The sequence below is a fragment of the Roseomonas sp. GC11 genome (assembly GCF_024437745.1).
In the GTDB taxonomy this organism is placed as follows: domain Bacteria; phylum Pseudomonadota; class Alphaproteobacteria; order Acetobacterales; family Acetobacteraceae; genus Pseudoroseomonas.
In genome coordinates this window covers 25,063-47,325 of record NZ_JANFNY010000035.1, presented here as the reverse complement: position 1 = coordinate 47,325, position 22,263 = coordinate 25,063, and the positions used below count along the sequence as shown (strand labels likewise).

Genomic DNA, 22,263 nt, shown 5'->3' with positions numbered 1-22,263 from the left:
GGGCTGGTGCTCGCCGCCGCGCTGGGCGGGGCGCTGCTCAGCCATGCCGCCAGCGCCCCGGCTTTCTCCATGGCGTCGCCCCTGGCTTCTCCCCTGGCCGCCTCCGCCGGCGCGCTGGCGCTGGCCGCCAGCCTGGGTGGCGCGCTGCTCCTCGCGCGGCGGCTGCGCCAGGCGGAGCGGCGCGCCCGCGCCATCTTCGAGCGCGCCGGCATCTCGCTGTGGGAGGAGGACTGGAGCGCCGTCGCCCACGCCATCATCGCCCTGAAGCGCGCCGGCATCCACGACATGCAGGCGCATTTCACCGCGCATCCCGAGCAGGCGCGCAGGCTGCGCCGGCAGGTGCTCATCCGCGACGTCAACGCCTCCACCGTGCAGATGATGGGCGGGCGCGGCCCGGCCGACTTCATCGGCCCCCTCGACCGCATCCTGCCCAATACCGACCAGACCTTCGTGCAATGGCTGGTCGCCCTGGCCGCGGGCGAGCCGGTCTTCCGCTCCGAGGCGCATATCACCCGCCCCGATGGCCGCCTGATCGACACGATCTTCAGCGCCGAGCTGCCCTCGGACCTCGATGGCTTCCACACCATCATCGTCACCTGCCTCGACGTCACCGGCTACAAGGCCTCCCAGGCGCGGCTGCTGGCGGTGGAGACGGAACTGGCGCGGACGCTGCGCGTCATCACCGTCGGCACGCTGACGGCCTCGCTGGCGCATGAGGTGAATTCGCCGCTCTCCGCCATCGTGCTGAATGCCGAGGCCTGCCTGCGCTGGCTGCGCCGGCCGCAGCCCGATCTCGCCGAGGCGGAGGCCGCCATCGCCCATGTGGTGCAGGATGCGACGCGCGCGCGCGATGTCGTGGCGCGCACCCGCGCCTTCATCAGCAACGCGCCGCGCCAGCGCCAGCCCACCGACCTCGCCCGCGCGGCGCGCGACGCGGTGATGGTGATCGAGCGCGAGCTGCGCGGCCATGGCGTCTCCGTCCATTTCGACGCCGATGCCGGCCTGCCGCCCGTGCTGGCCGACCCGGTGCAGATCCAGCAGGTGCTGGTCAACCTGATGCTGAACGGCGCGCAGGCCATGGCCGGGGTCCAGGGCCCGCGCGACCTCACCCTGTGCCTGCGCGATGGCGGCGCGGTGGTGCATGCCGAGGTGCGCGACCGCGGCTGTGGCATTCCTCCGGCGATGATGGAGCGGATCTTCGTGCCTTTCGAGACGATGCGGCCCGGGGGGATGGGGATCGGCCTCGCCATCTGCCGCAACTGCGTGGAAGCGCATGGCGGCAAGCTCTGGGCGGAGAGCGAGCCGGGGCGCGGTTCGGTCTTCCACTTCACCCTCCCCGTCGCGGCCTGAACCGATGGAAAAGCCGCCGATGGACGCGACCCCGCCCTCCCCCCCCGCGCCGGCGCGGGAGGCCACCCCGGTCATCGCCGTGGTCGATGACGACCAGGGCATCCGCACCGCGCTGCACAGCCTGCTGCGCTCGGTGGGCTACCGCGTGCGCGTCTTCGCCGATGCCCCCTCCTTCCTCGCCGAGGCGGCGCGGGAGCGGCCGGACTGCCTCGTCACCGACATCCAGATGCCCGGCATGGGCGGGCTGGAACTCCAGCGCGCCGTGCGCGCCCGCTACCCCGGCCTGCCGGTCATCATCATCACCGCCTTCCCGGAGGAGGCCATCCGCGAGCAGGCCCTGGCCGATGGGGCGCTGCATTTCTTCGCCAAGCCCTTCGAGACGGCGGCGATGCTGCGCTGCCTCGCCGACGCCGTCGGCAGCGCGGGGTGAGGCCGGTGCAGCCCCCCATGCCGCCCCAGATGCCACCGGACATGCTGGACCAGGCCGGGATCTCGGTCTGGGAAGAGGACTGGTCCGAGGTCGGCCAGGCCATCGCCGCGCTGCGCGCCGCCGGGCTGGAGCCGGTGGAGCATCTCAGCACCGCGCCCGGCCTGATGGAGGCGCTGCACGCCACGGTGCGCATCACCCGCGTCAACCAGGCGGCGCTGCACCTCACCGGCGCGGCGGAGGCGCGGCGGCTGACCGGCCCTCTCGCCGAGATCGTGCCCGCCTCCATCAGCACCTTTCCGGTCTGGGTCGCGGCCATGGCGCGCGGCGAGCGCTTCCTGCGCGTCGAGAGCCACCTGCCGCATGCCGATGGCACGCTGCGCGACTGCCTCGTCATGGTGCGGCTGCCCAGCCGGCCGGAGGATTATGCGCGGCTGCTCGTCTGCGTCGCCGACATCACCGACTACAAGGCCGATCAGGCGCGGCTGGCCGAGGCGGAGCGCGAGAGCCACCGCGCCTTCCGCGCCTCGGCCGTCGGCATGCTGACAGCGGCGATCGCGCATGAGGTGAACAACCCGCTGGCCGCCGTGGTGACCAATGCCGAGGCCGCGCTGCGCTGGCTGCGCCGCGCCACGCCCGATCTGGCGGAGGCGGAGGCCGCCATCACCGCCCTGATCCAGGACTCGCTCCGCGCGCGCGATGTGGTGGACCGCACCCGCCTGCTGCTGGCGCGCAACGCCGCGCGCCCCGCCGCGCTGGAGGCACGCGCCGCCGCCGAGGATGCGCTGCGCCTTGTCGAGCACGACCTGCGCGTGGCCGGCGCCACCGCCGCGCTGCACGCCGCGCCGGACCTGCCCGCCGTGCGGGCGGACCCCGTGCACCTGCAACAGATCCTGACCAACCTGCTGCGCAACGCGGCGCAGGCGGTGGAGGGCAATGCCCTCCCCCGCCATGTGGCGCTGCACCTCGCGCCGCATCGCGGCGGGGTGCTGATGCGGGTGGCCGATAATGGCCCCGGCATCGCGCCGGAGCGCCTCGCCCGCGTCTTCGAGCCCTTCTTCTCCACCAAGGCCGGCGGGCTGGGCATCGGGCTGGCCATCTGCCGGGCCTGCGCCGAATCCAATGGCGGGCGGCTCTGGGCCACCTCCACCGAGGGCGCCGGCGCCACCTTCCACCTCCTGCTGCCGGCGGCGCCCTGAGCATGGAACCGCTGGTCCATATCCTCGATGACGATGCCGCGCTGCGCGAGGCGCTGCTGCGGCTGTTCCGCTCCGTCGGGCTGGCGGCGGCGGCGCATCCCTCGGTGGAGCATTTCCTCGGCGCGCAGCCGCAGGACCGGCCGGGCTGCCTCATCCTCGATGTGCGGCTGCCGGATATGGACGGGCTGGACCTGCATGGCCGGCTCGGCGAGTTCGGCATCGCCCTGCCGGTGATCCTGATGACCGGCTATGGCGATATCCCGATGTCGGTGCGCGCCATGAAGGGCGGGGCGGTGGATTTCCTGGCCAAGCCCTTCCGCGATGCCGACATGCTGGCCGCCGTGGCCGATGCGCTGGAGCGCGACCAGGCGCGCCGCGCCGCGCAGAGCGGCGCCTCCGACCTCAAGGGCCGCTACGCCACCCTCTCCCCGCGCGAGCGCGAGGTGATGGCGCTGGTGACGGCGGGGCGGATGAACAAGCAGGTGGCCTGGGAAATGGGGCTGAGCGAGATCACGGTGAAGATCCACCGCCGCGCGGTCATGCAGAAAATGGCGGCGAAATCCCTCGCCGAGCTGGTGCGCATGGCGGAACTGCTGCGCCAGCCGTGAGCGCCTTCGAGAAGAGCGCGCCTATCCTTGAGAGGGGCTTCGCCCCTCTCAAACTCTCCCCACCAAAGGCCTGAGGCCTTTGGAAACCCATCAGGGGACGCCTACTGAAGGCGGGTGCAGGGGACCCTGTCCCCTGCACAAGGGGAAGAATGGGGGGTGTTTGAGGGGGCAAAGCCCCCTCAACGCCGCTCAATCCACCTGGGCGCCGGAGCGCCGCACCACCTCGGCCCAGCGCGCGATGTCACGCTCCTGCACCGCGCGGAACTCGGCCGGCGTGGTCAGGGTGGAGGGGGTGATGCCCTGGCTCTCGATCAGCCACTGGCGGAACTCGGGCGCGGTGATGATCTTCTGCACCTCGGCATTCATCCGCGCCTGGATGGGCGCCGGCAGGCCGGGCGGGGCGAAGAGGCCATACCAGGTGCTGCTGTCGAAGCCGGGCAGGCCGCAGGCCTCGGCCACCGTCGGCACCTCCGGCAGGGCGGGCAGGCGCTGCAGCGTGGTCACCGCCAGCCCCTTCACCTGCCCCTGGCGGATATAGCCGATGGCCGGGCCGGACTGGTTGAAGAACAGGTCCACATCCCCCGCCAGCAGCGCCGTCTGCGCCCCCGGCTGGCCGCGGAAGGGGACATGGACGATGTCGATCCCCGCCGCCTGGGCGAATTGCGCCCCGGCCAGATGGGTGGAGGCGCCATTGCCGGTGGAGGCATAGTTCAGCGCCCCCGGCTTCGCCCGCGCCGCGGCGAGCACATCCTGGCAGGTGGCGAGGGCCGGGCGCTTCTCGGCGCTGACCGTCAGCACATTGGGCACATCGCCCAGATGGGCGATGGGCGTGCTGTCCTTCAGCGGGTCGAAGGGCAGGGTGCGGTAGAGCGAGGCGTTGATGGCATGGGTGCCCGCCGTGCCGAAGAGGAAGAGAGAGCCATCCGGCCGCGCCTTGGCCACGATGTCGCTGGCGATATTGCCGCCGGCGCCGGAGCGGTTATCCACCACCACCGGCACGCCGAGGGCCCGCGAGAGCGGCTCGGCCAGCTTGCGCTGGTAGATGTCGACACCGGAGCCATTGGGGAAGCCGCCCATCAGGGTGATGGGCTTGTTGGGCCAGGGGGCTTCCTGCGCCATCGGGAGCACCGGGGCGAAAAGCCCGGCCATGGCCAGGCCCAGCAGCAAGCGACGCATCATCCGGCAACCTCCATCGGGAAAGAGGCAGGCTAGCCGTGCGATGCGCCCCCGCAAACCCGGAACCGCGCGGCACGCGGCCCGGGATGGTCACGCCAGGAAAGGGCGATCAGGGCCCGCGCAGATCCTGCAGGCAGCGCGGCACCAGGGCACCCAGGCCGATGGCATGCCCGGCCAGCTGCTGGCGGATCTGCAGGGCCTGGAGGCGCGCGGCCTCCTTCAGCAGGTCGGTATCCTCCAGCGCGCCGAGGGTGCCGTTCTCCTCATCGAGCTGCTCCAGGTTGATGGCCAGCTGGGCCTCGACGGCATGGCGCTCGACCGTGAAGCTGTCCCGCGCCTCCTCGACCGCCATGCGCACCACATCGAAGCGGCGCCCGGCCTGCATGGCCTCGTGCCGGTCCTGCGGCGCGCGGGGCATCAGCCCGGCGATGCGGTTCATCCGCTGCAGCGACTGGGCGAGGTTCGATTCGGCCCCCGCCCCCTGCAGCAGCACCCCGCCGACATTCCGCGAGGCCGCCAGCAGCGCCATGATCTCGTGGAAGGCATGCTGGTAGCGCAGCAGCGCGCTGGACCAGGAGCTTTCCGGCAGGCCCGGCTCGCTCATCAGCGTCAGGATGCGGGCGGCTTCCTCGCTCAGCCCGGCGACATCCTCCATCACCTGCCGGATGACATCGAGCAGGGCCTTGGCACTGCTGAGCTGGCGCCCCGTGGTCAGGATCAGGTCGAGGCGCTCCGTTGGCTCCGGCAGGGGCGCGGCAGTCTGGGCGGTGCCAGCCCCGGCCTGCGGGGCCGGAATCGGAGAGATGGAGTCCATGGCCATCGTCGCGGTTCCCTTCGGCCGTCTCTTACGGCGTTCTGCCGCATCCTGCGCCAAAGGCCCTGAACACAGGCTGAACAAACCAAAACACGACCAAAGGAAAACCCCCGGCGCCGCAAGGCGCCGGGGGTTCTCACGCTTCCGTGAATCGGAACCGGAAGGCCGGGATCAGCCCTTCAGGATCACGGCCTGACGGCCGCGCTGGCCCTGGCGGACCTCCAGCGAGAGCTTCTCGCCCTGCTGCACATCCTGCTTGCCCGCGCGCTGCAGCACGGAGGAATGCAGGAAGACGTCAGCGCCGCCATCATCGGGGGTCACGAAGCCGAAGCCGCGGACCTGGTCGAACCACTTGACGGTGCCGGAGACGGACTCGGTCGGGCCACCCTCGTCGCGGCCACCGAAGTCGCGGCGCGGCGGACGGTCACCGAAGGAGCGCGGGGCGCCGAAGCCGCCACGGTCGCCACCGCCGAAGCCACCACGGTCGCCGAAGTCGCGGCGCGGCGGACGGTCGCCGAAGCCACCACCGAAGCCACCCGGGGCGCCGAAGTCGCGGCGCGGCGGACGGTCGCCGAAGCCACCGCCGAAGCCGCCACGGTCGCCGAAGTCGCGGCGCGGCGGACGGTCGCCGAAGTCACGGCGGGGCGGACGGTCGCCGAAGCCACCGCGGTCGCCGCCGAAGTCACGGCGGGGGCGGTCACCGGCCGGAGCGCCCGGACCCAGCTTCCGCTCGAAAATCTTGGTGACCAGCCGGCGGCCCTGGCGGTCCGTGCCGATCTCGCAGACCAGCTTGTCGCCGGTCTCAGGCGGTTCGATTCCCGCCTCGGTCAGCGCCGAAGCGTGGAAGAACACGTCCTGGCCATCCGGGCCCAGCACGAAGCCGAACCCCTTGCGGCCGTTGTACCACTTGACCTCGGCCTCGATGGCCCCGGCGCTGCCCTGCGAATCGTTATCCGGAAGCACTGCGTCTTATATCCGTAAAAGTATGCGGCCCGCGGGATGCAGGGCGGCAGCCGCATCCTCGCACCCCCGCGCTGCGAATGCTAGTCGAATCGGCGAGGATCGAACGGTTCCAGCGCAATATCGGGCCTGCTGCCTTGCAAAATTGCCAAGACCAGCCCCGCCGTGCGCGGCCCCCCCACCAATCCGACATGCCCATGGCCAAAAGCCAGCACCACATCGGCCGAATCCCGCGCGGCTCCGATACAGGGCAGACCATCCGGCATGCTCGGCCGGTGGCCCATCCAGAATTTGATACGCTCCGCCGGAAGATCACGCGGCAGGCCGGGGAAAGCCTTCAGCATCCAGTCGCGCAGAATCTCGGCGCGGCGCCAGTCCGGCGCGTCCTCCACCCCGGCGATCTCCACCTGCCCCGCCACGCGCAGCCCGCCCACCGTCGGCGTCACCGCCATCTTGCCATCCGAGGGCATCAGCGGAATGCGCGGCTGCACCTCCGGCATGGACAGCACGGCGTGGTAGCCGCGCTCCGTCTGCAACGGCACGCGGTGCCCCACCTGCGCCGCCAGCGCGCGGGAATGCACGCCGGCGGCGATCACGGCACGGTCGGCCAGGATCTCGCCCTCCGCCATGCGCACCGCCTTCAGCCGGCCGGATTCGATGCGGAAGCCGGTCGCGGCGGCGCGGCGCAGCACCGCCCCTTCCCGCTCCGCCAGCGCCACCAGCGCCGCCACATAGGCGCCCGGGTCACGGCAATAGGCCGCCTCCTCGAACAGCAGGCCGAAGCGGTAGCGGCGGTCCAGATCCGGCTCGCGCTGGCGGAGCTCGTCCTCCTCCACCTCGCGCCAGGTGAGACCCACCGCGCGGCGGATACGCCAGCCCAGCCCCTCCGCCTCATAAGCCGCGCGGTCGGGGAAGATGTACATCAGGCCGCTGCGGGAGATCAGCTCAGGGACGCCCGCCTGCTCGGCCAGCGCCTGATGCCGCGCCGGGCCATCGGCCAGGAGCGGCCGCAGCACCCGCGCCGTACGGAGAACCTTCTCCTCCGTCCAGCCGGCCCAGAGGTAGCGCAGCAGCCAGGGCAGCACGCGCGGGAAGTACTTCCAGCGAATCGACAGCGGGCCCAGCGGGTCCATCAGGAAACGCGGCACCTTTTTCCAGGTGCCCGGCACGGCCGGGGGAAGCACCGATTGCGGGGAGAGCCAGCAGCCATTGCCATAGCTCGCCGCCTGCTCGCCGCCCGGCGCGCCAGGGTCGAGAATCGTCACGCGGTAGCCGGCGCGCAGCGCCTCCAGCGCCGTCGTGGCACCGACAATGCCGGCACCGATCACCACCACATGCTGCGTCATCCGCGCCCCCGCACCGTCAACACGACCGGGCGGGAGAATGACGCCATGCGCTGCAACGAAAAAGTGGGGGGGAAGGAATTCCCCCGCACCCCCATCTTTTTTCTGTCCGCCAGGCTCAGGCGGCGGCGACGGCGCGCTTGGCCATCACGGTCACCAGATGCGCGCGATATTCGGCACTGCCATGGATGTCGCTGTTCAGGTCGTCCGGGGACTGGTGGATGCCCGCCACGGCCTCAGGGGACCAGTTGGCCGCGAGCGCGGCTTCCATCTCCGGCTGGCGGAAGACGCAGGGGCCGGCGCCATTCACCGCGACGCGCACGCCCTGCCCGCCCTTCGCCACGAAAACGCCCGCCATGGCGTAGCGGCTGGCGGGGTTGCGCAGCTTGGCATAGCCGGCCTTCTCGGGAATCGGGAAGGAGACGGCAATCAACAACTCGCCCGGCTCCAGCGCGGTGGTGAACATGCCCTGGAAGAAATCATCGGCCGGAATGCTGCGGCGGTCGGTGATGAAGCTGGCGCCCAGCGCCAGCGCGGCGGCGGGGTAGTCGGCCGCCGGGTCGTTATTGGCCAGGCTGCCGCCCAGCGTACCGCGGTTGCGCACCTGCGTGTCGCCGATGCTGGCGGCCATCTTCGCCAGCGCGGGAATCGCGCCCAGCACCAGCGGATTCGTCGCCACCTCGACATGCTTCGTCATCGCACCGATGACGAGGGCGCCGCCCTCCTGCTTCACGCCGCGCAGCTCGGCGATGGCGGAGAGGTCGATCAGCGCGGTCGGGCGGTTCAGCCGGTGCTTCAGCGCCGGCAGCAGCGTCATGCCGCCCGAGATCGGCTTCGCATCCGGGTCCTCGGACAGCAGCTTCACCGCATCCGCGATGCTGGACGGCTTGTGATAGGCGAAATCATACATCGCGCGGTTTCCCTACTCGGCGGCGGCGGGCAGGCTTTCCGCGCCGCTCTTGCCATGGATGATGGACCAGATCTTCAGCGGTGTCGCGGGCATCTCGACATGGGTCACGCCATAGTCACGCAGCGCGTCCACCACCGCGTTGATCACCGCCGGCGGCGAACCGATCGCCCCCACCTCGCCGCAGCCCTTCACCCCCAGCGGATTATGCGTGCACAGCGTGGTGGCGGTGGAGACGGCGAAGCTCGGCAGATCGCTGGCGCGCGGCATGGCATAGTCGTTGAAGCTCGCGGTCAGCAACTGGCCATCGGCATCATAGGCGGTGTGCTCGATCAGCGCCTGGCCGATGCCCTGGGCGAGGCCGCCCTGGATCTGCCCCTCGACGATCATCGGGTTGATCACGCGCCCCACATCGTCGCAGGCGGTGAAGGCGACCACCTCGACCTCGCCGGTCTCCGGGTCGATCTCCACCTCGCAGATGTGGCAGCCACCGGGATAGGTGAAGTTCTTCGGGTCGTAGAAGGCCGTCTCCTCCAGCCCCGGCTCGATCTCGTCGATCGGGTAGTTGTGCGGGACATAGGCGGCCATGCTGATATCGGTCAGCGTCCGCGTGCGGTCCGTGCCGGCGACGCGGAAGGTGCCCCGATCGAACTCGATATCCTCGACCGCGGCTTCCATCAGATGCGCGGCGATCTTGCGGCCCTTGGCGATGATCTTGTCCATCGCCTTGACCATGGCGGCCCCGCCCACGGCCAGCGAGCGCGAGCCATAGGTGCCCATGCCGAAGGGAATCTTGCTGGTGTCGCCATGCACGATCTCCACCTGGGAGAGCGGCACGCCGAGCTGTTCGGAAACCAGCTGGGCGAAGGTCGTCTCATGCCCCTGCCCGTGGCTGTGCGTGCCGGTGAAGACCGAGATGCTGCCCGTGGGATGGACGCGGATATTGGCGACCTCATAGAGCCCCGCCCGCGCGCCGAGCGAGCCCACCAGCTTCGACGGCGCGATGCCGCAGGCCTCCAGATAGGTGGAGATGCCGATGCCGCGCAGCCTGCCGCGCGCCCGCGCCGCCGCCCGGCGCGCCTCGAAGCCGGCGAGATCCGCCGCCTCCGCCGCGCCCTTCAGCGTCGCCTCGTAATCGCCGCTGTCATATTGGAGCGCCACCGGCGTCTGGTAGGGGAACTGGTCGGGACGGATGAAATTGCGCCGGCGAATCTCCAGCCGGTCCAGCCCCATTTCCTTCGCCGCCACATCGACGAGGCGTTCCAGCAGATAGGTCGTCTCCGGCCGCCCGGCGCCGCGATAGGCATCGACCGGCACGGTGGAGGTGAAGACGGCCTTCACCTGCCCGTGGATCGCCGGGGTGCGGTAGACGCCGGCCAGCAGCGTGGCGCTCAGATAGGTCGGCACCGCCGGGGCGAAGGTGGAGAGATAGGCCCCCATATTCGCCAGCGTCGCGACGCGCAGGCCGAGGAAGACGCCATCCTTGTCCAGCGCCAGCTCGGCGGTGGTCACATGGTCGCGGCCATGCGCATCCGAAAGAAAGCTCTCGCTGCGCTCGGCGGTCCACTTCACCGGGCGCTTCAGCCGCGCCGCCGCCCAGGTGACGATCGCCTCCTCCGCATAGTGGTAGATCTTGCTGCCGAAGCCGCCGCCGACATCGGGCGCCACCACGCGCAGCTTGTGCTCGGGCACCTTCAGCACGAAGGCGCCCATCAGCAGCCGGATCACATGCGGGTTCTGGCTGGTGGTGATGAGCGTGTGCTCGCCGCTGTTGGGGTCGTAGTCGCCCAGCGCCGCGCGCGGCTCCATGGCGTTCGGCACCAGGCGGTTGTTGGTGGTCTCGAAGCGCACCACCCTGTGCGCGCGGGCGAAGGCCGCATCCGTCGCCGCCGCGTCGCCGATCTCCCAGTCGAAGCAGAGATTGCCCGGCGCATCCTCGTGCAGCGCCACGGCCCCCGGCGCCAGCGCCGCCGCCATGGTGGAGAGGGCGGGCAGCGGGGTATAGGCGACCTCGATGGCCTCGGCCGCGTCGCGCGCCTCGGCCCTGCTGGCGGCGATGACGACGGCGACGGGGTCGCCCACATGGCGCACCTTGCCGCTGGCCAGGACGGGGTGCATCGGCTCGGCCATCACCTTGCCGCCCTTGCCCGTCACCTGCCAGCCGCAGGGGATGCCGCCCAGCCCCGCCGCCTCGATGTCGCGCGCCGTGTAGATGGCGGCGACGCCCGGCATGGCGGCGGCGGCGGCCGTGTCGATGCCATCGATCCGCGCATGGGCATGGGGGCTGCGCAGGATCCAGGCATGCAACTGGCCGGGGCGGTTCATGTCATCGGTGTACTGCCCGCGGCCGGAGAGGAAGCGCAGATCCTCCTTGCGCTTCACGCTCGCCCCGATCCCCTCGAAGGGAATGGTGACATTCATGGACTTCGCCTCCCAAGGCGGTTTGTTCTCTTTGGTCACGCCGGCCTTATGGCGGCCGGTCGCGGACAGGCGGCGGGCCGGCCTATTCGGCGGCGTGCGCCACCTCGGGGCTGCGGCCCTGCATGACATCGGCCGCGGCGGCGATCGCCTTGACGATGTTATGATAGCCGGTGCAGCGGCAGATATTGCCCTCCAGCCCCTCGCGGATCTCGGCCTCGCTCAGGCCCTGCGGGTGCTTGTTCACCAGGTCGATGGCGCTCATCACCATGCCGGGCGTGCAGAAGCCGCATTGCAGGGCGTGATGCTCGCGGAAGGCCTCCTGCATCGGGTGCAGCGTGCCATCCTCGGCCGCCAGCCCCTCGATGGTGGTGACCGCACCGCCATCGGCCTGCACCGCCAGGATGGTGCAGGACTTCACACTGTCGCCATTCAGATGCACCACGCAGGCGCCGCACTGGCTGGTATCACAGCCCACATGCGTGCCGGTCAGGCGCAGCGTCTCGCGCAGCGCCTCGACGAGCAGGGTGCGCGCCTCGACCTCGATGCTATGGCTCTTGCCGTTCACGGTCAGCGTGACTTGCGGCATGCCGCGTCTCCCCCATGCAGACGGCGCCGCGCGACGCGGCGTCCCAGGGCGGGAGGGTCATCCATGCCTATACACTCCGTCAAGCATGCGCATGACGAAGGGCCGCGCGATTTCATCGCGATTGAGATTTATTCGCAATTAGAGCGCATCCAGCGGCGGAATGCAAGAAGGCCGGGGGAAGCGCCCTCCCCCGGCCTCGTCAGACAGCACGTTCTTTTTTGAAAAAAAGAACCAAAAAACTTTTCCAAGTCAGCGTCCCGCCTCAGGCCTGAAGCGGGGCGCCAAACTGACAGAAAGTCTTTTTGCTTCTTTTTCTTTAGAAAAAGAAGGCTTTTTATTTAACCCACCAGACTCGGCACGCTGCGCGCCAGCGGGTTCTTCTCCGCCGGCAGGCTGTGCAGATGGCAGGCGGACCACTGCCCCGGCTCCGTCTGCAGCAGTTCCGGCTCATCGGTCCTGCAGCGGTCGAAGGCATAGGGGCAGCGGGTGTGGAAGCGGCAGCCCTTGGGCGGGTTGATCGGGCTCGGCACATCGCCCTTCAGGACGATGCGCTGGCGCCCCGCCCCCGGCTCCGGCACCGGCACGGCGGAGAGCAGCGCCTCGGTATAGGGGTGCTTCGGCGCGCCGAAGAGCTGACGCCGCGTCGCGATCTCGACGATCTTGCCGAGATACATGACCGCCACGCGGTGCGTCATGTGCTCGACGATGGCGAGGTCGTGGCTGATGAACAGCAGCGCGAGGCCCAGCTCCTTCTGCAGGTCCTGCAGCAGGTTGACGATCTGCGCCTTGACCGAGACGTCGAGGGCGGAAACCGCCTCGTCGCAGATGATCAGCTCCGGCTCGCCGGCCAGGGCGCGGGCGATGCAGATGCGCTGCCGCTGCCCGCCCGAGAATTCATGCGGCCAGCGGTTCACGGCGTCACGCGGCAGGCGGACCTTGTCCATCAGCCCGGCGACGCGCTCTTCCAGTTCTGCCTCGTCCTTGGCCAGGCCGAAATTGCGGATCGGCTCGGCCAGCAGGTCCTTCACCCGCATGCGCGGGTTGAGGCTGGAGAAGGGGTCCTGGAACACCACGCCGATGCGCCGGCGCAGCGGGCGCAGCTTGCCCTGGCTGAGATCGTCGATGCGCTGGCCGTCCAGCACCACCTGCCCGGCGGTGGGCGGGAAGAGGCGCAGCAGCGCCTTGCCCACGGTGGACTTGCCGCAGCCGGACTCGCCCACGAGGGAGAGCGTCTCGCCCTTCTCGATGTGGAAGGAGACGCCGTCCACGGCATAGACATAGCCGGTGGTGCCGCCGAAGAAGCCCGCCTTGATCGGGAAGTGCTTCTTCAGGTCGTTCACCTCCAGCAGCGGCTGGCTGCTGCGCGCCGGGGCGCGGTGGCGCGGATGGGTACCCATGGTCATGCTCATGCCGCCACGGCCTCCTTCACCGCGTAGTGGCAGGCGGCGATGTGGTTGGGGGCCTTCTCCTCCAGCCCCGGCGCCACCTCGCGGCACAGCTCGGTGACATGCGGGCAGCGGCCGGCGAAGACGCAGCCCTGGATCTTCTGCTTCAGGCTGGGCACCAGGCCGGGGATCTCGGCCAGCCGCTCCGTCTCGCCCGAGAGCGAGGAGCCGAGCTTCGGCACGGCGCCGAGCAGGCCCTGGGTATAGGGGTGCTTGGGCGCGCGGAACAGCTCCGCCACCTTCGCCTCCTCCACCTTGCGCCCGGCATACATGACGATGACGCGCTCCGCCACCTCGGCCACGACGCCGAGGTCATGCGTGATCAGCACGATGGCGGCGCCGACGCGGTGCTTCAGGTCGCGCATCAGGTCGAGGATCTGCGCCTGGATCGTCACGTCGAGGGCGGTGGTCGGCTCATCGGCGATCAGCAGCTTCGGGTTGCAGGCGAGCGCGATGGCGATCATCACGCGCTGGCGCATGCCGCCCGAGAGCTGGTGCGGATATTCCTTCACCCGCTTGGCCGGCGCGGGGATGCCGACGAGGGTCAGCATCTCCACCGCCTTGGCCTCCGCCTGGGCCTTGGACAGGCCCTGGTGCAGGCGCAGCGCCTCGCCGATCTGCTGCCCGATGGTGAGCACCGGGTTCAGCGAGGTCATCGGCTCCTGGAAGATCATGCTGATCTCGTTGCCGCGGATGGCGCGCATCTCGCGGTCGGAGAGGTCGAGCAGGTTGCGGCCGTTGAAGCGGATCTGGCCGGCGATCTTGCCCGGCGGCTCGGGGATGAGCCGCAGGATGGACATGGAGGTGACGGACTTGCCGCAGCCGGACTCGCCCACGATGGCGACGGTCTCGCCCGCCTCCACGCTGAAGGTCAGCCCGTCCACCGCGCGGTTCACGCCGCCATCGGGGGTGCGGAAATGCGTCTGCAGGTTCTCGACTTCGAGCAGGGCCATGGTCTTACACCCGCTTCGCCAGGCGCGGGTCGAGCGAATCCCGCAGGCCATCGCCCAGCAGGTTCACCGCCAGCACGGTGATGGAGAGGAACACGGCCGGGAAGAAGACGATGTAGGGCTTGACCTGCCACAGCGCCCGGCCCTCGGCCATGATGTTGCCCCAGGAGGGGATGATGGGCGGCGTGCCCGCGCCGATGAAGGAGAGGATGGCCTCGGCGATCATCGCGCTGGCGCAGATATAGGTGGCCTGCACGGTCATCGGCGCCAGGGTGTTGGGCAGGATGTGGCGCCAGATGATGACGGGGGTGCGGGTGCCGCAGGCGATGGCGGCGTCCACATAGGGCTGCTCACGCAGGGAGAGCACCACGCCGCGCACCAGGCGCGAGACGCGCGGGATCTCGGCGATGGTGATGGCCAGGATGACATTGCCCACCGAGCCGCGCGTCAGCGCCATCAGCGCGATCGCCAGCAGGATCGAGGGGATGGACATCATGCCGTCCATGACGCGCATGATGATGCTGTCCGCCCAGCGCACGAAGCCGGAGATCAGGCCGATGGTCAGCCCGACGATGGAGGCGCAGATGGCGACGCCGAAACCCACCGAGAGCGAGACGCGGGTGCCGTAGAGCACGCGGGAATAGACGTCGCGCCCCAGCATGTCGGTGCCGAACCAGAAGCGCTCGGAGGGCGCGCGGGTGCGCAGCGCGGGGGCGAGCGCCGTCGGGTCCGTCGTCCACAGCAGGGGCGCGAAGACGGCGACGCAGAGCATCAGCAGCAGCAGGAAGCCGCCGATGCCGATGGTCGGGTAGCGCAGCAGGTAGCCGAGGAAGCCCTTGCGGGCCTTCTTCGGCGCCATGATGTCCGGCATGGGCGCCGCCTTGGCGACGCCCTCCGGCGAGACGGCCCCCGGGGGCAGGATGGAGGTGCTCAATACCGGATCCTCGGGTCGAACAGGGTGTAGCTCAGGTCGATCAGAAGATTGACCAGCACGTAGACGAAGCTGAACAGCAGCACGACGCCCTGGATCACCGGGTAGTCGCGCCGCAGGATGGCATCCACCGTCAGGCGGCCGAGGCCGGGGATGGCGAAGACGCTCTCGGTGACGACGGCGCCGCCGATCAGCAGCGCGATGCCGATGCCGATGACGGTGACGATGGGCACCGCCGCGTTCTTCAGCGCGTGGACGAACAGCATGGTGGCCTGCCCCGCGCCCTTGGCGCGGGCGGTGCGGATATAGTCCTGCTGCAGCACCTCGAGCATGGTGGCGCGGGTGATGCGGGCGATCAGCGCGATATAGACGCCGCCGAGCGAGACCGCGGGCAGGACGAGGTTCTGGATCCAGGGCAGGAAGCCGTTGGCGATCGGCGTGTAGCCCTGCACCGGGAACCAGTCGAGTTCCAGGGCGAAGTAGTAGGCCATCAGGTAGCCCACCACGAAGACCGGCACGGAGAAGCCGAGCACGGCGAAGGCCATCACCGCGCGGTCGATCAGCGTGCCGCTCTTCCAGGCGGCGACGACGCCCATCGGCACGGCGATGGAGATCGCCAGGATCAGGGTGAAGATCATCAGCGAGAGCGTGGGCTCGATGCGCTGGGCGATCATCTTCGTCACCGGCAGGTTGGTGAAGATGGAGACGCCGAGATCCCCCTGCAGGATGCGCCACACCCATTCCCCGAACCGCACCAGGAAGGGGCGGTCGAGGCCGAGGCTGGCGCGGATGCGCTCCACATCGGCCGGCGTGGCCTGGTCACCCGCGATGACCGCCGCCGGATCGCCGGGGGCGATGTAGAGCAGGCTGAAGACAAACAAGGCGACGATCGCCATCACGGGGATGGTCGCCAGGACACGTCGGACGATGTAGGCGAACATTCTCTTCGATCAGCTCTTGGTGACGCCCCAGAAGAACGGGATCGGCGCCTTCACGACGCCGGAGACGTTCTTCCGCCAGGCCTGGTAGGACAGGAAGAAGCCGGTCGGCGCGAACAGGCCGAAATCCATCGCTTCCTTGTTCATCTTGGCAATGGCCGCCTTCTCGGCCGCGAGGTCGGGCGCGGCGAACCATTCGTCGCGATAGCCCTCCAGGGTGTCGTTCTTCGGCCAGCCGAACCACGCGCCATCGCCATTGGCGCGGATCGCCGTATAGGCGGCGGGGTTCATGCAGTCGGCGCCGGCATGCCAGGTGTGGAAGATGTGCCAGCCACCCTGGCTCGGCGGGGTCTTGAGCGCGCGGCGGCTGCCCACCGTGCCCCAGTCCGTCGCCACGAAGTCGACATTCATGCCGATGCGCTTCAGCAGGTCGGCGCTGACATCGCCGAAGGCCTTGGTGATCGGCTGGTCCTGCGCCACCACGAGGGTGATCGGCTCGCCCTTGTAGCCGGCCTCGGCCAGCAGGCGCTTCGCCGCCTCATAGTCGCGCTTGCCCTTCATGATCTCGCCCCCCGCCTCGGTGTAGAGCGGCGTGCCGGGGGTGAAGAAGGAGGCGCTCTCCTTCCACAGCGAATTGTCGTCGCCGGCCAGGGGACGCATGTAGTCCTCCTGGCTCATCGCCATCAGCACGGCGCGGCGGGCGCGCGGGTCGTTGAAGGGCGCGTGCAGGTGGTTCATGCGGAAGCTGCCGATATTGCCGAGCGGGTCGGCGATGTCGACATTGATGTTGCGGTTGCGCTTCAGCAGCGGCACGAGGTCGGAGATCGGGTTCTCCCACCAGTCCACCTCGCCATTCTGCAGGGCGGAGGCGGCGGTGGCCGGGTCGGGCATGATCACCCACTCGACACGGTCCACCGAGACCTTCTTGCCGCCCGCCATCCAGTCCGGCGCCTCGTCGCGCGGCACATAGCCGTCGAACTTGGCGAAGACGGCCTTGGCGCCCGGCACCCACTCCTCGCGCACGAAGCGGAAGGGGCCGGAGCCGATATACTCGCTGATCTGCTGAAACGGGTCCGTCTTGGCGATGCGCTCGGGCATGATGAAGCTGCACGGGGCGTTGTTCTTCGCCAGCGCCAGCAGCATCTTCGGATAGGGCTTCTTCAGCGACCAGCGGAAGGTGCTGTCATCCACCGCCACCAGCTCGTTCTGGATGGCGCGGATCATCTGCCCCATCGGGTCGCGCACCGCCCAGCGCGCGAGGCTCGCCACCGCGTCCTTCGCCAGCACCGGCGCGCCGTCATGGAACTTCAGGCCGGGGCGCAGCTTGAAGGTCCAGGTCAGCCCATCGGCCGAGACCGCCTCGCTCTCCACCATCTGGCGGCGCGGCTCCAGCTTGGAATCCAGGCCGTAGAGCGTGTCCCACACCAGCATGGCGGCATTGCGGACGACATACTGCGTGCCCCAGATGGGGTCGAAATTGGCGAGGTTGGCCTGCGGCACGAAGCGCAGCGTGCGCGCCGCGGCCCCCTGCGCCAGCGCCGGGGCGGAAAGGCCACCCGCCGCCATGCCGCCCAGCGTCGCGGTGCCGGCCGCCAGCTTGAGGAAAGACCTGCGCTCGATCGTCATTGTCCCTCGTCTCCCACCATGCGGCCGCCTGGGCCGCGCTCCCGTTCATCCAGTCCGGCCGCGCCCTGTTTCCGCGGCCTGCCGGCGCCTTCCCCGGCACGTAGCGTGCCACGCGCGGGGGGCTCCGGCGTTTTTTTCCCGTTGTTCCAAAAACCGGCCCGGGTTCCGGCGGAGGGATGCATGCCTCTCTCGCGGGTCAGCATCCGCCGGATCGCACCCCTGTTCAAGCCACCCCCCGAAAGAGCCGGCCGCGCGGCGGGCCCGCCCCCTGCCCCGCGCCACAGCCCCGCCCACGCCATCGCAGGGCGATACGCCGGGGCCAGGGCGGGAAAGGACTGCCTCATCCTGCGGCAGGGGCTGCGCGGAATCGTTCCACGCCGCCCGCCCGCCCGCACGCCCCCTCAGGCGCGGCGCAGATTCCAGAACAGGGCGAAGCCCGGCACCCGGTCCACCAGGTTCCGCTTGAGCCCGGTGCTGTTGTAGTAGGCGCCGACCGGGACGAAGGGCAGCTCCTCCATCGCCACCACCTGCATCTCGGCGGCCAGGCGCTTCTGCTCGGCCACGTCGCCCGCCTCGAACCACGCATCCCGCAGCGCCTCCAGCCGCGGGCTGGTCGGCCAGCCGGGCCAGCCGCCCAGCCCGTTGCCGCGCAGCGGGAAATGCCCCGCCGGGTCGGCGAATTCGAAGGAGGAGAAGCTGGTCAGCACGGTGGACCAGCCCCCCTTCTCCACCGGCTCGCGCGAGGTGCGGCGCTGCACCGTGGTGCCCCAGTCCGTCAGCACCACATCAAGGTTCAGGCCCAGGCGGCGGTAGAGATCGGCGCAGACCTGCGTCATCGCCGTCGGCGCCAGGATGTCGGTGGGGCCGATCAGCCGCACCGTCTGGTTGGTGTAGCCCGCCTCCCTCAGCAGCGCCCTGGCGCGCTCCACGCTGCGCGGCCCCTGCAGCGGCGCCAGCCCGCCCTCGCTGGCGAAGGGCGTGCCGGGGGTGAAGATGCCGACATTCTCCACCCATTCCGACGGCTCCGGCCCGACGATCGCCACCATGAAATCCGCCTGGCTGATCGCCGGCAGCATGGCGCGGCGGATCGCCGGGTTGTCGAAGGGCGGGTGCAGGTGGTTGAAGCGCAGGATCGCCACATTCGGCCGTGGGTCCATCTTCTCCACGGCAAGCGCGCGGTTGCGGCGCAGCAGCGGCAGCAGTTCCGGCGGCGGCTGCTCCACCCAGTCCATCTCGCCATTCTGCAGCGCGGCGGCGGCGGTCGAGGGATCGGTGATGATGTGCCACTCGATGCGGTCGAAATGCACCCGCTTCGGCCCGGCGGTCAGGCTCGGGCGGCCCACCGGCGTCGGGCTGTAGTCCGGGTTGCGCTCCCAGGCCATGAAGCTGCCGCTGTTGTACTCGTCGGCCCTGAAGCGGAAGGGGCCGGAGCCGATGGCCTCCTTCACCTGCTGGAACGGGTCCGTCTTCGCCAGCCGCTCCGGCATGATCACCGGCGCGGGCGAGGCCGCCGAGCCCAGCGCGTGCAGCAGCCGCGGGAAGGGCCGCTTCAGCCGGAACACCAGCCGCCGGTCATCGAGGGCGGCCAGCTCGTCGGTGAAGCTTTCCAGCTTCTGGCCCATCGGGCTGCGCTTCATCCAGCGCGCGAGGCTGGCCACCACATCGGCGGCGCGCACCGGCTCGCCATCATGGAATTTCAGCCCGCTGCGCAGCGTGATGGTGACGCGGCGGTTGCCCTCCTCGAAGCTCGCGCCCTCGGCCATCTGCGGCTGGGGCGCGAAATCCTCGTCCGTGCCATAGAGGCAGTCATAGACCATGTAGCCGTGGTTGCGGGTGACCGTGGCGGTGGTCCAGATCGGGTCCAGGCTGGTGAGGTTGGCCTGGGGCACGAATTTCAGCACGCGGTTCTGCGCGGGCTGGGCCACGGCGAAGCGCGGCAGGGCGCCAAGGCCAGCACCCGCGGCGGCGCCGGCCAGGAGGCTGCGTCGTTTCATCCTTCGTCTCCCGGTGCGGGCCGCCGGCCTTTGGCCTGTTCGGCCCCGTGAAGTCTCTGGCCGCGATGGAAGCCCGCCCGCGCCGCCCCCGCAAGCCAGGACCCGCACGAAAAAGCGGCCGGAGGAGATCCCCCGGCCGCGTCCCTGCCCATGGCTCATGCAGTCAGATTAAAAAATGAACAAAAAGAAATGTTATTTTTGAAAAAGAACCAAAAACTTTTTGTCAGTTGGCGTCCCGCCTCAGGCCGGAGGCGGGACGCTTTCTGGAAAAGTCTTTTTGCTTCTTTTTCTTCAGAAAAAGAAGATTCTCTTTTTAAGCCTTCTGCACATTCCAGAACATCGGCAGGCCCTTGAGCACGCCGGTCAGGTTGCGGCGATAGGCCCAGGCCTGGAAATACTGGCCGAGCGGCAGATAGGGCACATCCTGGAAGGCCTGGAGCTGGATCTGCTTGGCGATCTCCTGCTGCGCGGCGAGGTCCGGGGCATCGAACCAGGCGGTGCGCAGCTCCTCCAGCTTGGGCGCGGTGGGCCAGCCGAACCACGCCGCCTGGCCATGCCCGCGCAGCGCCTGCTGCACGCCGGGGTTGGCCATGTCCACACCGGCCCAGAAGGTGAAGAACATGCTCCAGCCGCCCTTCTCCGGCGGCTCCTTGCTGGCGCGGCGCTGCACCACGCTACCCCAGTCGGTCGAGATGAACTCGACATTGACGCCGCACTTCTTGAGCATGTCGTTGCCGACCTGCGCCAGCGCGTTCAGCGAGGGGAAGTCGGAGGCGGCGATCAGCACCACCTTCTCACCCTTGTAGCCGGCGGCGGCCAGCTCGCGCTTGACCTTCTCATAGTCGCGGGCGCTGGTCAGCGCCTCCATGCCGGCATCATTGGCCAGCGGCGTGTCGGGGGTGAAGACACCCACCTTGTCGCGCCACAGGCTGTTGTCGCTGCCGATCACGGCGCTCATGAAATCCGCCTGGTTGATGGCGCCAAGCAGGGCGCGGCGGATGGCCGGGTTGTTGAAGGGCGGGTGCAGGTGGTTGAAGCGGGCGATGCCGAGCAGCCCCGTCGGGTCCTGGATCTCCAGGGTGACGTTGCGGTTGCGGCGCAGCAGGTCCTGCAGGTCGCCCGGCGGCTGCTCCCACCAGTCGGCCTCGCCATTCTGCAGCGCACTGGCCGCCGTGGCGGCGTCCGGCATGACGATCCACTCGACGCGGTCGACATTCACCTTCTTCGGGCCGGCCGTCCAGCTCACCGCGCCATCGGCGCGCGGCACATAGTCAGCGAAGCGCTCATAGACGATGCGCGCGCCAGGGACGCGCTCATCCTGTTTGAAGCGGAAGGGGCCGGAGCCGATCATCTCCTTCACCGGCACGGCGGCGTCCGTCTTGGCCAGACGCTCCGGCATGATGAAGCAGACCGGCGTGGCCGGCTTGCCCAGCGCCTCGAACAGCAGCGGGAAGGGCTTCTTGAAGACGAAGCGGATGGTCTTGTCATCCGGCGCCGACAGTTCGTCGAGCACGGTGACCATCACCTGCCCGAGCGCGTCGCGCTTGGCCCAGCGCTGGATGGAGGCCACGCAGTCGCGCGCCAGCACCGGCGCGCCGTCATGGAACTTCAGCCCGTCGCGCAGCGTCATGGTGACGAGCTTGCCGTCCTGCTCGACGGTGTGGCCCTGCACCATCTGCGGCTGCGGCTTGTAGTCCTGGTCGTAACCGTAGAGCGTGTCCCACACCATGAAGCCGTGGTTGCGCGAGACATAGGCGGTGGTGACGATCGGGTCCGCCACGGCGAGGTCGGCCTGCGGGATGAATTTCAGCACGCGCTGCGCGCTGCCCTGGGCGATGGCGAAGCGCGGCAGGGCGCTCGCGGCCGCAAGGCCTGCGGCGCCAGTCAGCATTTGGCGTCGGAACATATCTCGGTCTCCCCGGAGGCTTCGCCCCAATTCTCTGGCGCAGAGGGAAGCCGAGCGCCCGCCCCCGCGCAAGGGGGGAAGTGGCGGCTTGGCAATGCCCCCGCGCCCGCCTATGCCCGCGGCCATGACACCTCCCGCCCCTTCTGCCGCATTCCTGGGCCAGTTGCTGCGCTTCGCCGTGGTGGGCGGCAGCGGCGTGGTGGTGGATGCGGCGGTGCTGCATCTCGCGCTCGGGCTCGGGGCGGGGCTCTATGGCGGGCGGGTGCTCTCCTACCTCGTGGCGGCGAGCAGCAACTGGGCGCTCAACCGCGCCTGGACCTTCCGCGCCGCGCCCCCCCGCCCGGCGGGGCGGCAATGGCTGATGTTCCTGCTGGTCAACCTGCTGGGCTTCGCGGTGAACTACGGCACCTATGCCGCGCTGGTGGCGCTCTGGCCGCTGGCCGCCGCCTGGCCCGCCCTGGCCGTGGCGGCGGGCGCCCTGGCCGGCATGGCGGGCAATTTCCTGCTCAGCCGGCGCCTGGTCTTCGGGGCCGCCTGAAGGGGATTTCACCCGGACTGAGGCGCAGGAGCCCCCCGCTGGTAATCCTCTCCTCAGGGTTGATGCTGAAACTTGGCATATGCCCAATCGTTTCCGATCCGGTAACCTAGGGCATCGCCGCCACACCCTGCTGGCGGATCCTCG

General features: G+C 69.7%; 19 protein-coding genes. 5 read left to right on the top strand and 14 right to left on the bottom strand.

Translation table 11 applies throughout. From position 1 onward, the window contains the following. The 4 genes from NON00_RS12660 to NON00_RS12645 form a co-directional block, all read left to right on the top strand. Positions 1–1,350: sensor histidine kinase (locus NON00_RS12660; RefSeq protein WP_256021455.1), on the top strand; the 1,350-nt coding region annotated here is incomplete at its 5' end. A gap of 19 nt (positions 1,351–1,369) precedes the next feature. Continuing rightward, positions 1,370–1,780 (top strand): response regulator transcription factor, encoded by a 411-nt coding sequence (locus NON00_RS12655; RefSeq protein ID WP_256021453.1) that lies wholly within the window; start codon positions 1,370–1,372, stop codon positions 1,778–1,780. 17 nt (positions 1,781–1,797) lie between these two features. After that, positions 1,798–2,976 carry a sensor histidine kinase gene (locus NON00_RS12650; protein ID WP_256021451.1) on the top strand — a complete coding sequence of 393 codons (1,179 nt, stop codon included), beginning with the start codon at positions 1,798–1,800 and terminating at the stop codon, positions 2,974–2,976. A 2-nt stretch (positions 2,977–2,978) separates the two neighbouring features. Then, the gene (locus NON00_RS12645; protein WP_256021448.1) at positions 2,979–3,584 is read left to right on the top strand and encodes a response regulator transcription factor; all 606 of its coding nucleotides are present in this window, start codon (positions 2,979–2,981) and stop codon (positions 3,582–3,584) included. A gap of 189 nt (positions 3,585–3,773) precedes the next feature. Here NON00_RS12645 and NON00_RS12640 read toward each other — a convergent pair whose 3' ends face one another. The 14 genes from NON00_RS12640 to NON00_RS12575 form a co-directional block, all read right to left on the bottom strand. After that, positions 3,774–4,763, bottom strand: coding sequence for a tripartite tricarboxylate transporter substrate binding protein (locus NON00_RS12640; RefSeq protein WP_256021446.1), 990 nt, complete (start codon positions 4,761–4,763; stop codon positions 3,774–3,776). 106 nt (positions 4,764–4,869) lie between these two features. Further along, positions 4,870–5,574, bottom strand: coding sequence for a hypothetical protein (locus tag NON00_RS12635; RefSeq protein ID WP_256021444.1), 705 nt, complete (start codon positions 5,572–5,574; stop codon positions 4,870–4,872). A gap of 171 nt (positions 5,575–5,745) precedes the next feature. Further along, the gene (locus tag NON00_RS12630) at positions 5,746–6,537 is read right to left on the bottom strand and encodes a cold shock domain-containing protein (RefSeq protein ID WP_256021441.1); all 792 of its coding nucleotides are present in this window, start codon (positions 6,535–6,537) and stop codon (positions 5,746–5,748) included. Between the two features lie 80 nt (positions 6,538–6,617). Beyond that, a complete protein-coding gene (locus NON00_RS12625) occupies positions 6,618–7,880 on the bottom strand; it encodes an FAD-binding oxidoreductase (RefSeq protein ID WP_256021437.1) in 1,263 nt (420 codons plus the stop codon). A 115-nt stretch (positions 7,881–7,995) separates the two neighbouring features. Further along, positions 7,996–8,787, bottom strand: a complete 792-nt coding sequence (locus NON00_RS12620; protein WP_256021434.1) for a xanthine dehydrogenase family protein subunit M — start codon at positions 8,785–8,787, stop codon at positions 7,996–7,998. Positions 8,788–8,799: 12 nt separating this feature from the next. Continuing rightward, the gene (locus NON00_RS12615) at positions 8,800–11,205 is read right to left on the bottom strand and encodes a xanthine dehydrogenase family protein molybdopterin-binding subunit (protein ID WP_256021431.1); all 2,406 of its coding nucleotides are present in this window, start codon (positions 11,203–11,205) and stop codon (positions 8,800–8,802) included. A gap of 82 nt (positions 11,206–11,287) precedes the next feature. Further along, the gene (locus tag NON00_RS12610; RefSeq protein ID WP_256021429.1) at positions 11,288–11,791 is read right to left on the bottom strand and encodes a (2Fe-2S)-binding protein; all 504 of its coding nucleotides are present in this window, start codon (positions 11,789–11,791) and stop codon (positions 11,288–11,290) included. A 338-nt stretch (positions 11,792–12,129) separates the two neighbouring features. After that, entirely contained in the window at positions 12,130–13,200 is a 1,071-nt protein-coding gene (locus tag NON00_RS12605; RefSeq protein WP_256021427.1) for an ABC transporter ATP-binding protein, read from the bottom strand. Next, entirely contained in the window at positions 13,197–14,189 is a 993-nt protein-coding gene (locus tag NON00_RS12600; RefSeq protein WP_256021425.1) for an ABC transporter ATP-binding protein, read from the bottom strand. Before NON00_RS12600 ends, NON00_RS12605 begins: the two co-directional genes overlap by 4 nt. A gap of 4 nt (positions 14,190–14,193) precedes the next feature. Continuing rightward, complete coding sequence (locus tag NON00_RS12595) at positions 14,194–15,120, bottom strand: ABC transporter permease (protein WP_370688710.1); 927 nt, start codon at positions 15,118–15,120, stop codon at positions 14,194–14,196. Continuing rightward, on the bottom strand, positions 15,117–16,058 hold the full coding sequence (locus tag NON00_RS12590; protein WP_256021424.1) for an ABC transporter permease: 942 nt from the start codon (positions 16,056–16,058) through the stop codon (positions 15,117–15,119). The genes NON00_RS12595 and NON00_RS12590 overlap by 4 nt, the downstream gene beginning before the upstream one ends. Before the next feature lie 9 nt (positions 16,059–16,067). Continuing rightward, entirely contained in the window at positions 16,068–17,681 is a 1,614-nt protein-coding gene (locus NON00_RS12585) for an ABC transporter substrate-binding protein (protein ID WP_256021423.1), read from the bottom strand. A gap of 401 nt (positions 17,682–18,082) precedes the next feature. After that, positions 18,083–19,675 carry an ABC transporter substrate-binding protein gene (locus NON00_RS12580; RefSeq protein ID WP_256021420.1) on the bottom strand — a complete coding sequence of 531 codons (1,593 nt, stop codon included), beginning with the start codon at positions 19,673–19,675 and terminating at the stop codon, positions 18,083–18,085. A 313-nt stretch (positions 19,676–19,988) separates the two neighbouring features. Then, positions 19,989–21,581 carry an ABC transporter substrate-binding protein gene (locus tag NON00_RS12575; protein WP_256021418.1) on the bottom strand — a complete coding sequence of 531 codons (1,593 nt, stop codon included), beginning with the start codon at positions 21,579–21,581 and terminating at the stop codon, positions 19,989–19,991. Positions 21,582–21,705: 124 nt separating this feature from the next. On the opposite strand from NON00_RS12575, the gene NON00_RS12570 reads away from it, so the two are divergent. Further along, positions 21,706–22,119, top strand: a complete 414-nt coding sequence (locus NON00_RS12570) for a GtrA family protein (protein WP_256021415.1) — start codon at positions 21,706–21,708, stop codon at positions 22,117–22,119. The last annotated feature ends 144 nt before the right edge of the window (positions 22,120–22,263 follow it).

Bases quoted from the DNA above. Each gene is read 5' to 3' on its own strand.
- NON00_RS12655 (WP_256021453.1), top strand. From the start codon at position 1,370: ATGGACGCGACCCCGCCCTCCCCCCCCGCGCCGGCGCGGGAGGCCACC.
- NON00_RS12650 (WP_256021451.1), top strand. From the start codon at position 1,798: ATGCCGCCCCAGATGCCACCGGACATGCTGGACCAGGCCGGGATCTCG.
- NON00_RS12645 (WP_256021448.1), top strand. From the start codon at position 2,979: ATGGAACCGCTGGTCCATATCCTCGATGACGATGCCGCGCTGCGCGAG.
- NON00_RS12640 (WP_256021446.1), bottom strand. From the start codon at position 4,763: ATGATGCGTCGCTTGCTGCTGGGCCTGGCCATGGCCGGGCTTTTCGCC.
- NON00_RS12635 (WP_256021444.1), bottom strand. From the start codon at position 5,574: ATGGACTCCATCTCTCCGATTCCGGCCCCGCAGGCCGGGGCTGGCACC.
- NON00_RS12625 (WP_256021437.1), bottom strand. From the start codon at position 7,880: ATGACGCAGCATGTGGTGGTGATCGGTGCCGGCATTGTCGGTGCCACG.
- NON00_RS12620 (WP_256021434.1), bottom strand. From the start codon at position 8,787: ATGTATGATTTCGCCTATCACAAGCCGTCCAGCATCGCGGATGCGGTG.
- NON00_RS12615 (WP_256021431.1), bottom strand. From the start codon at position 11,205: ATGAATGTCACCATTCCCTTCGAGGGGATCGGGGCGAGCGTGAAGCGC.
- NON00_RS12610 (WP_256021429.1), bottom strand. From the start codon at position 11,791: ATGCCGCAAGTCACGCTGACCGTGAACGGCAAGAGCCATAGCATCGAG.
- NON00_RS12605 (WP_256021427.1), bottom strand. From the start codon at position 13,200: ATGAGCATGACCATGGGTACCCATCCGCGCCACCGCGCCCCGGCGCGC.
- NON00_RS12600 (WP_256021425.1), bottom strand. From the start codon at position 14,189: ATGGCCCTGCTCGAAGTCGAGAACCTGCAGACGCATTTCCGCACCCCC.
- NON00_RS12590 (WP_256021424.1), bottom strand. From the start codon at position 16,058: ATGTTCGCCTACATCGTCCGACGTGTCCTGGCGACCATCCCCGTGATG.
- NON00_RS12585 (WP_256021423.1), bottom strand. From the start codon at position 17,681: ATGACGATCGAGCGCAGGTCTTTCCTCAAGCTGGCGGCCGGCACCGCG.
- NON00_RS12580 (WP_256021420.1), bottom strand. From the start codon at position 19,675: ATGAAACGACGCAGCCTCCTGGCCGGCGCCGCCGCGGGTGCTGGCCTT.
- NON00_RS12575 (WP_256021418.1), bottom strand. From the start codon at position 21,581: ATGTTCCGACGCCAAATGCTGACTGGCGCCGCAGGCCTTGCGGCCGCG.
- NON00_RS12570 (WP_256021415.1), top strand. From the start codon at position 21,706: ATGACACCTCCCGCCCCTTCTGCCGCATTCCTGGGCCAGTTGCTGCGC.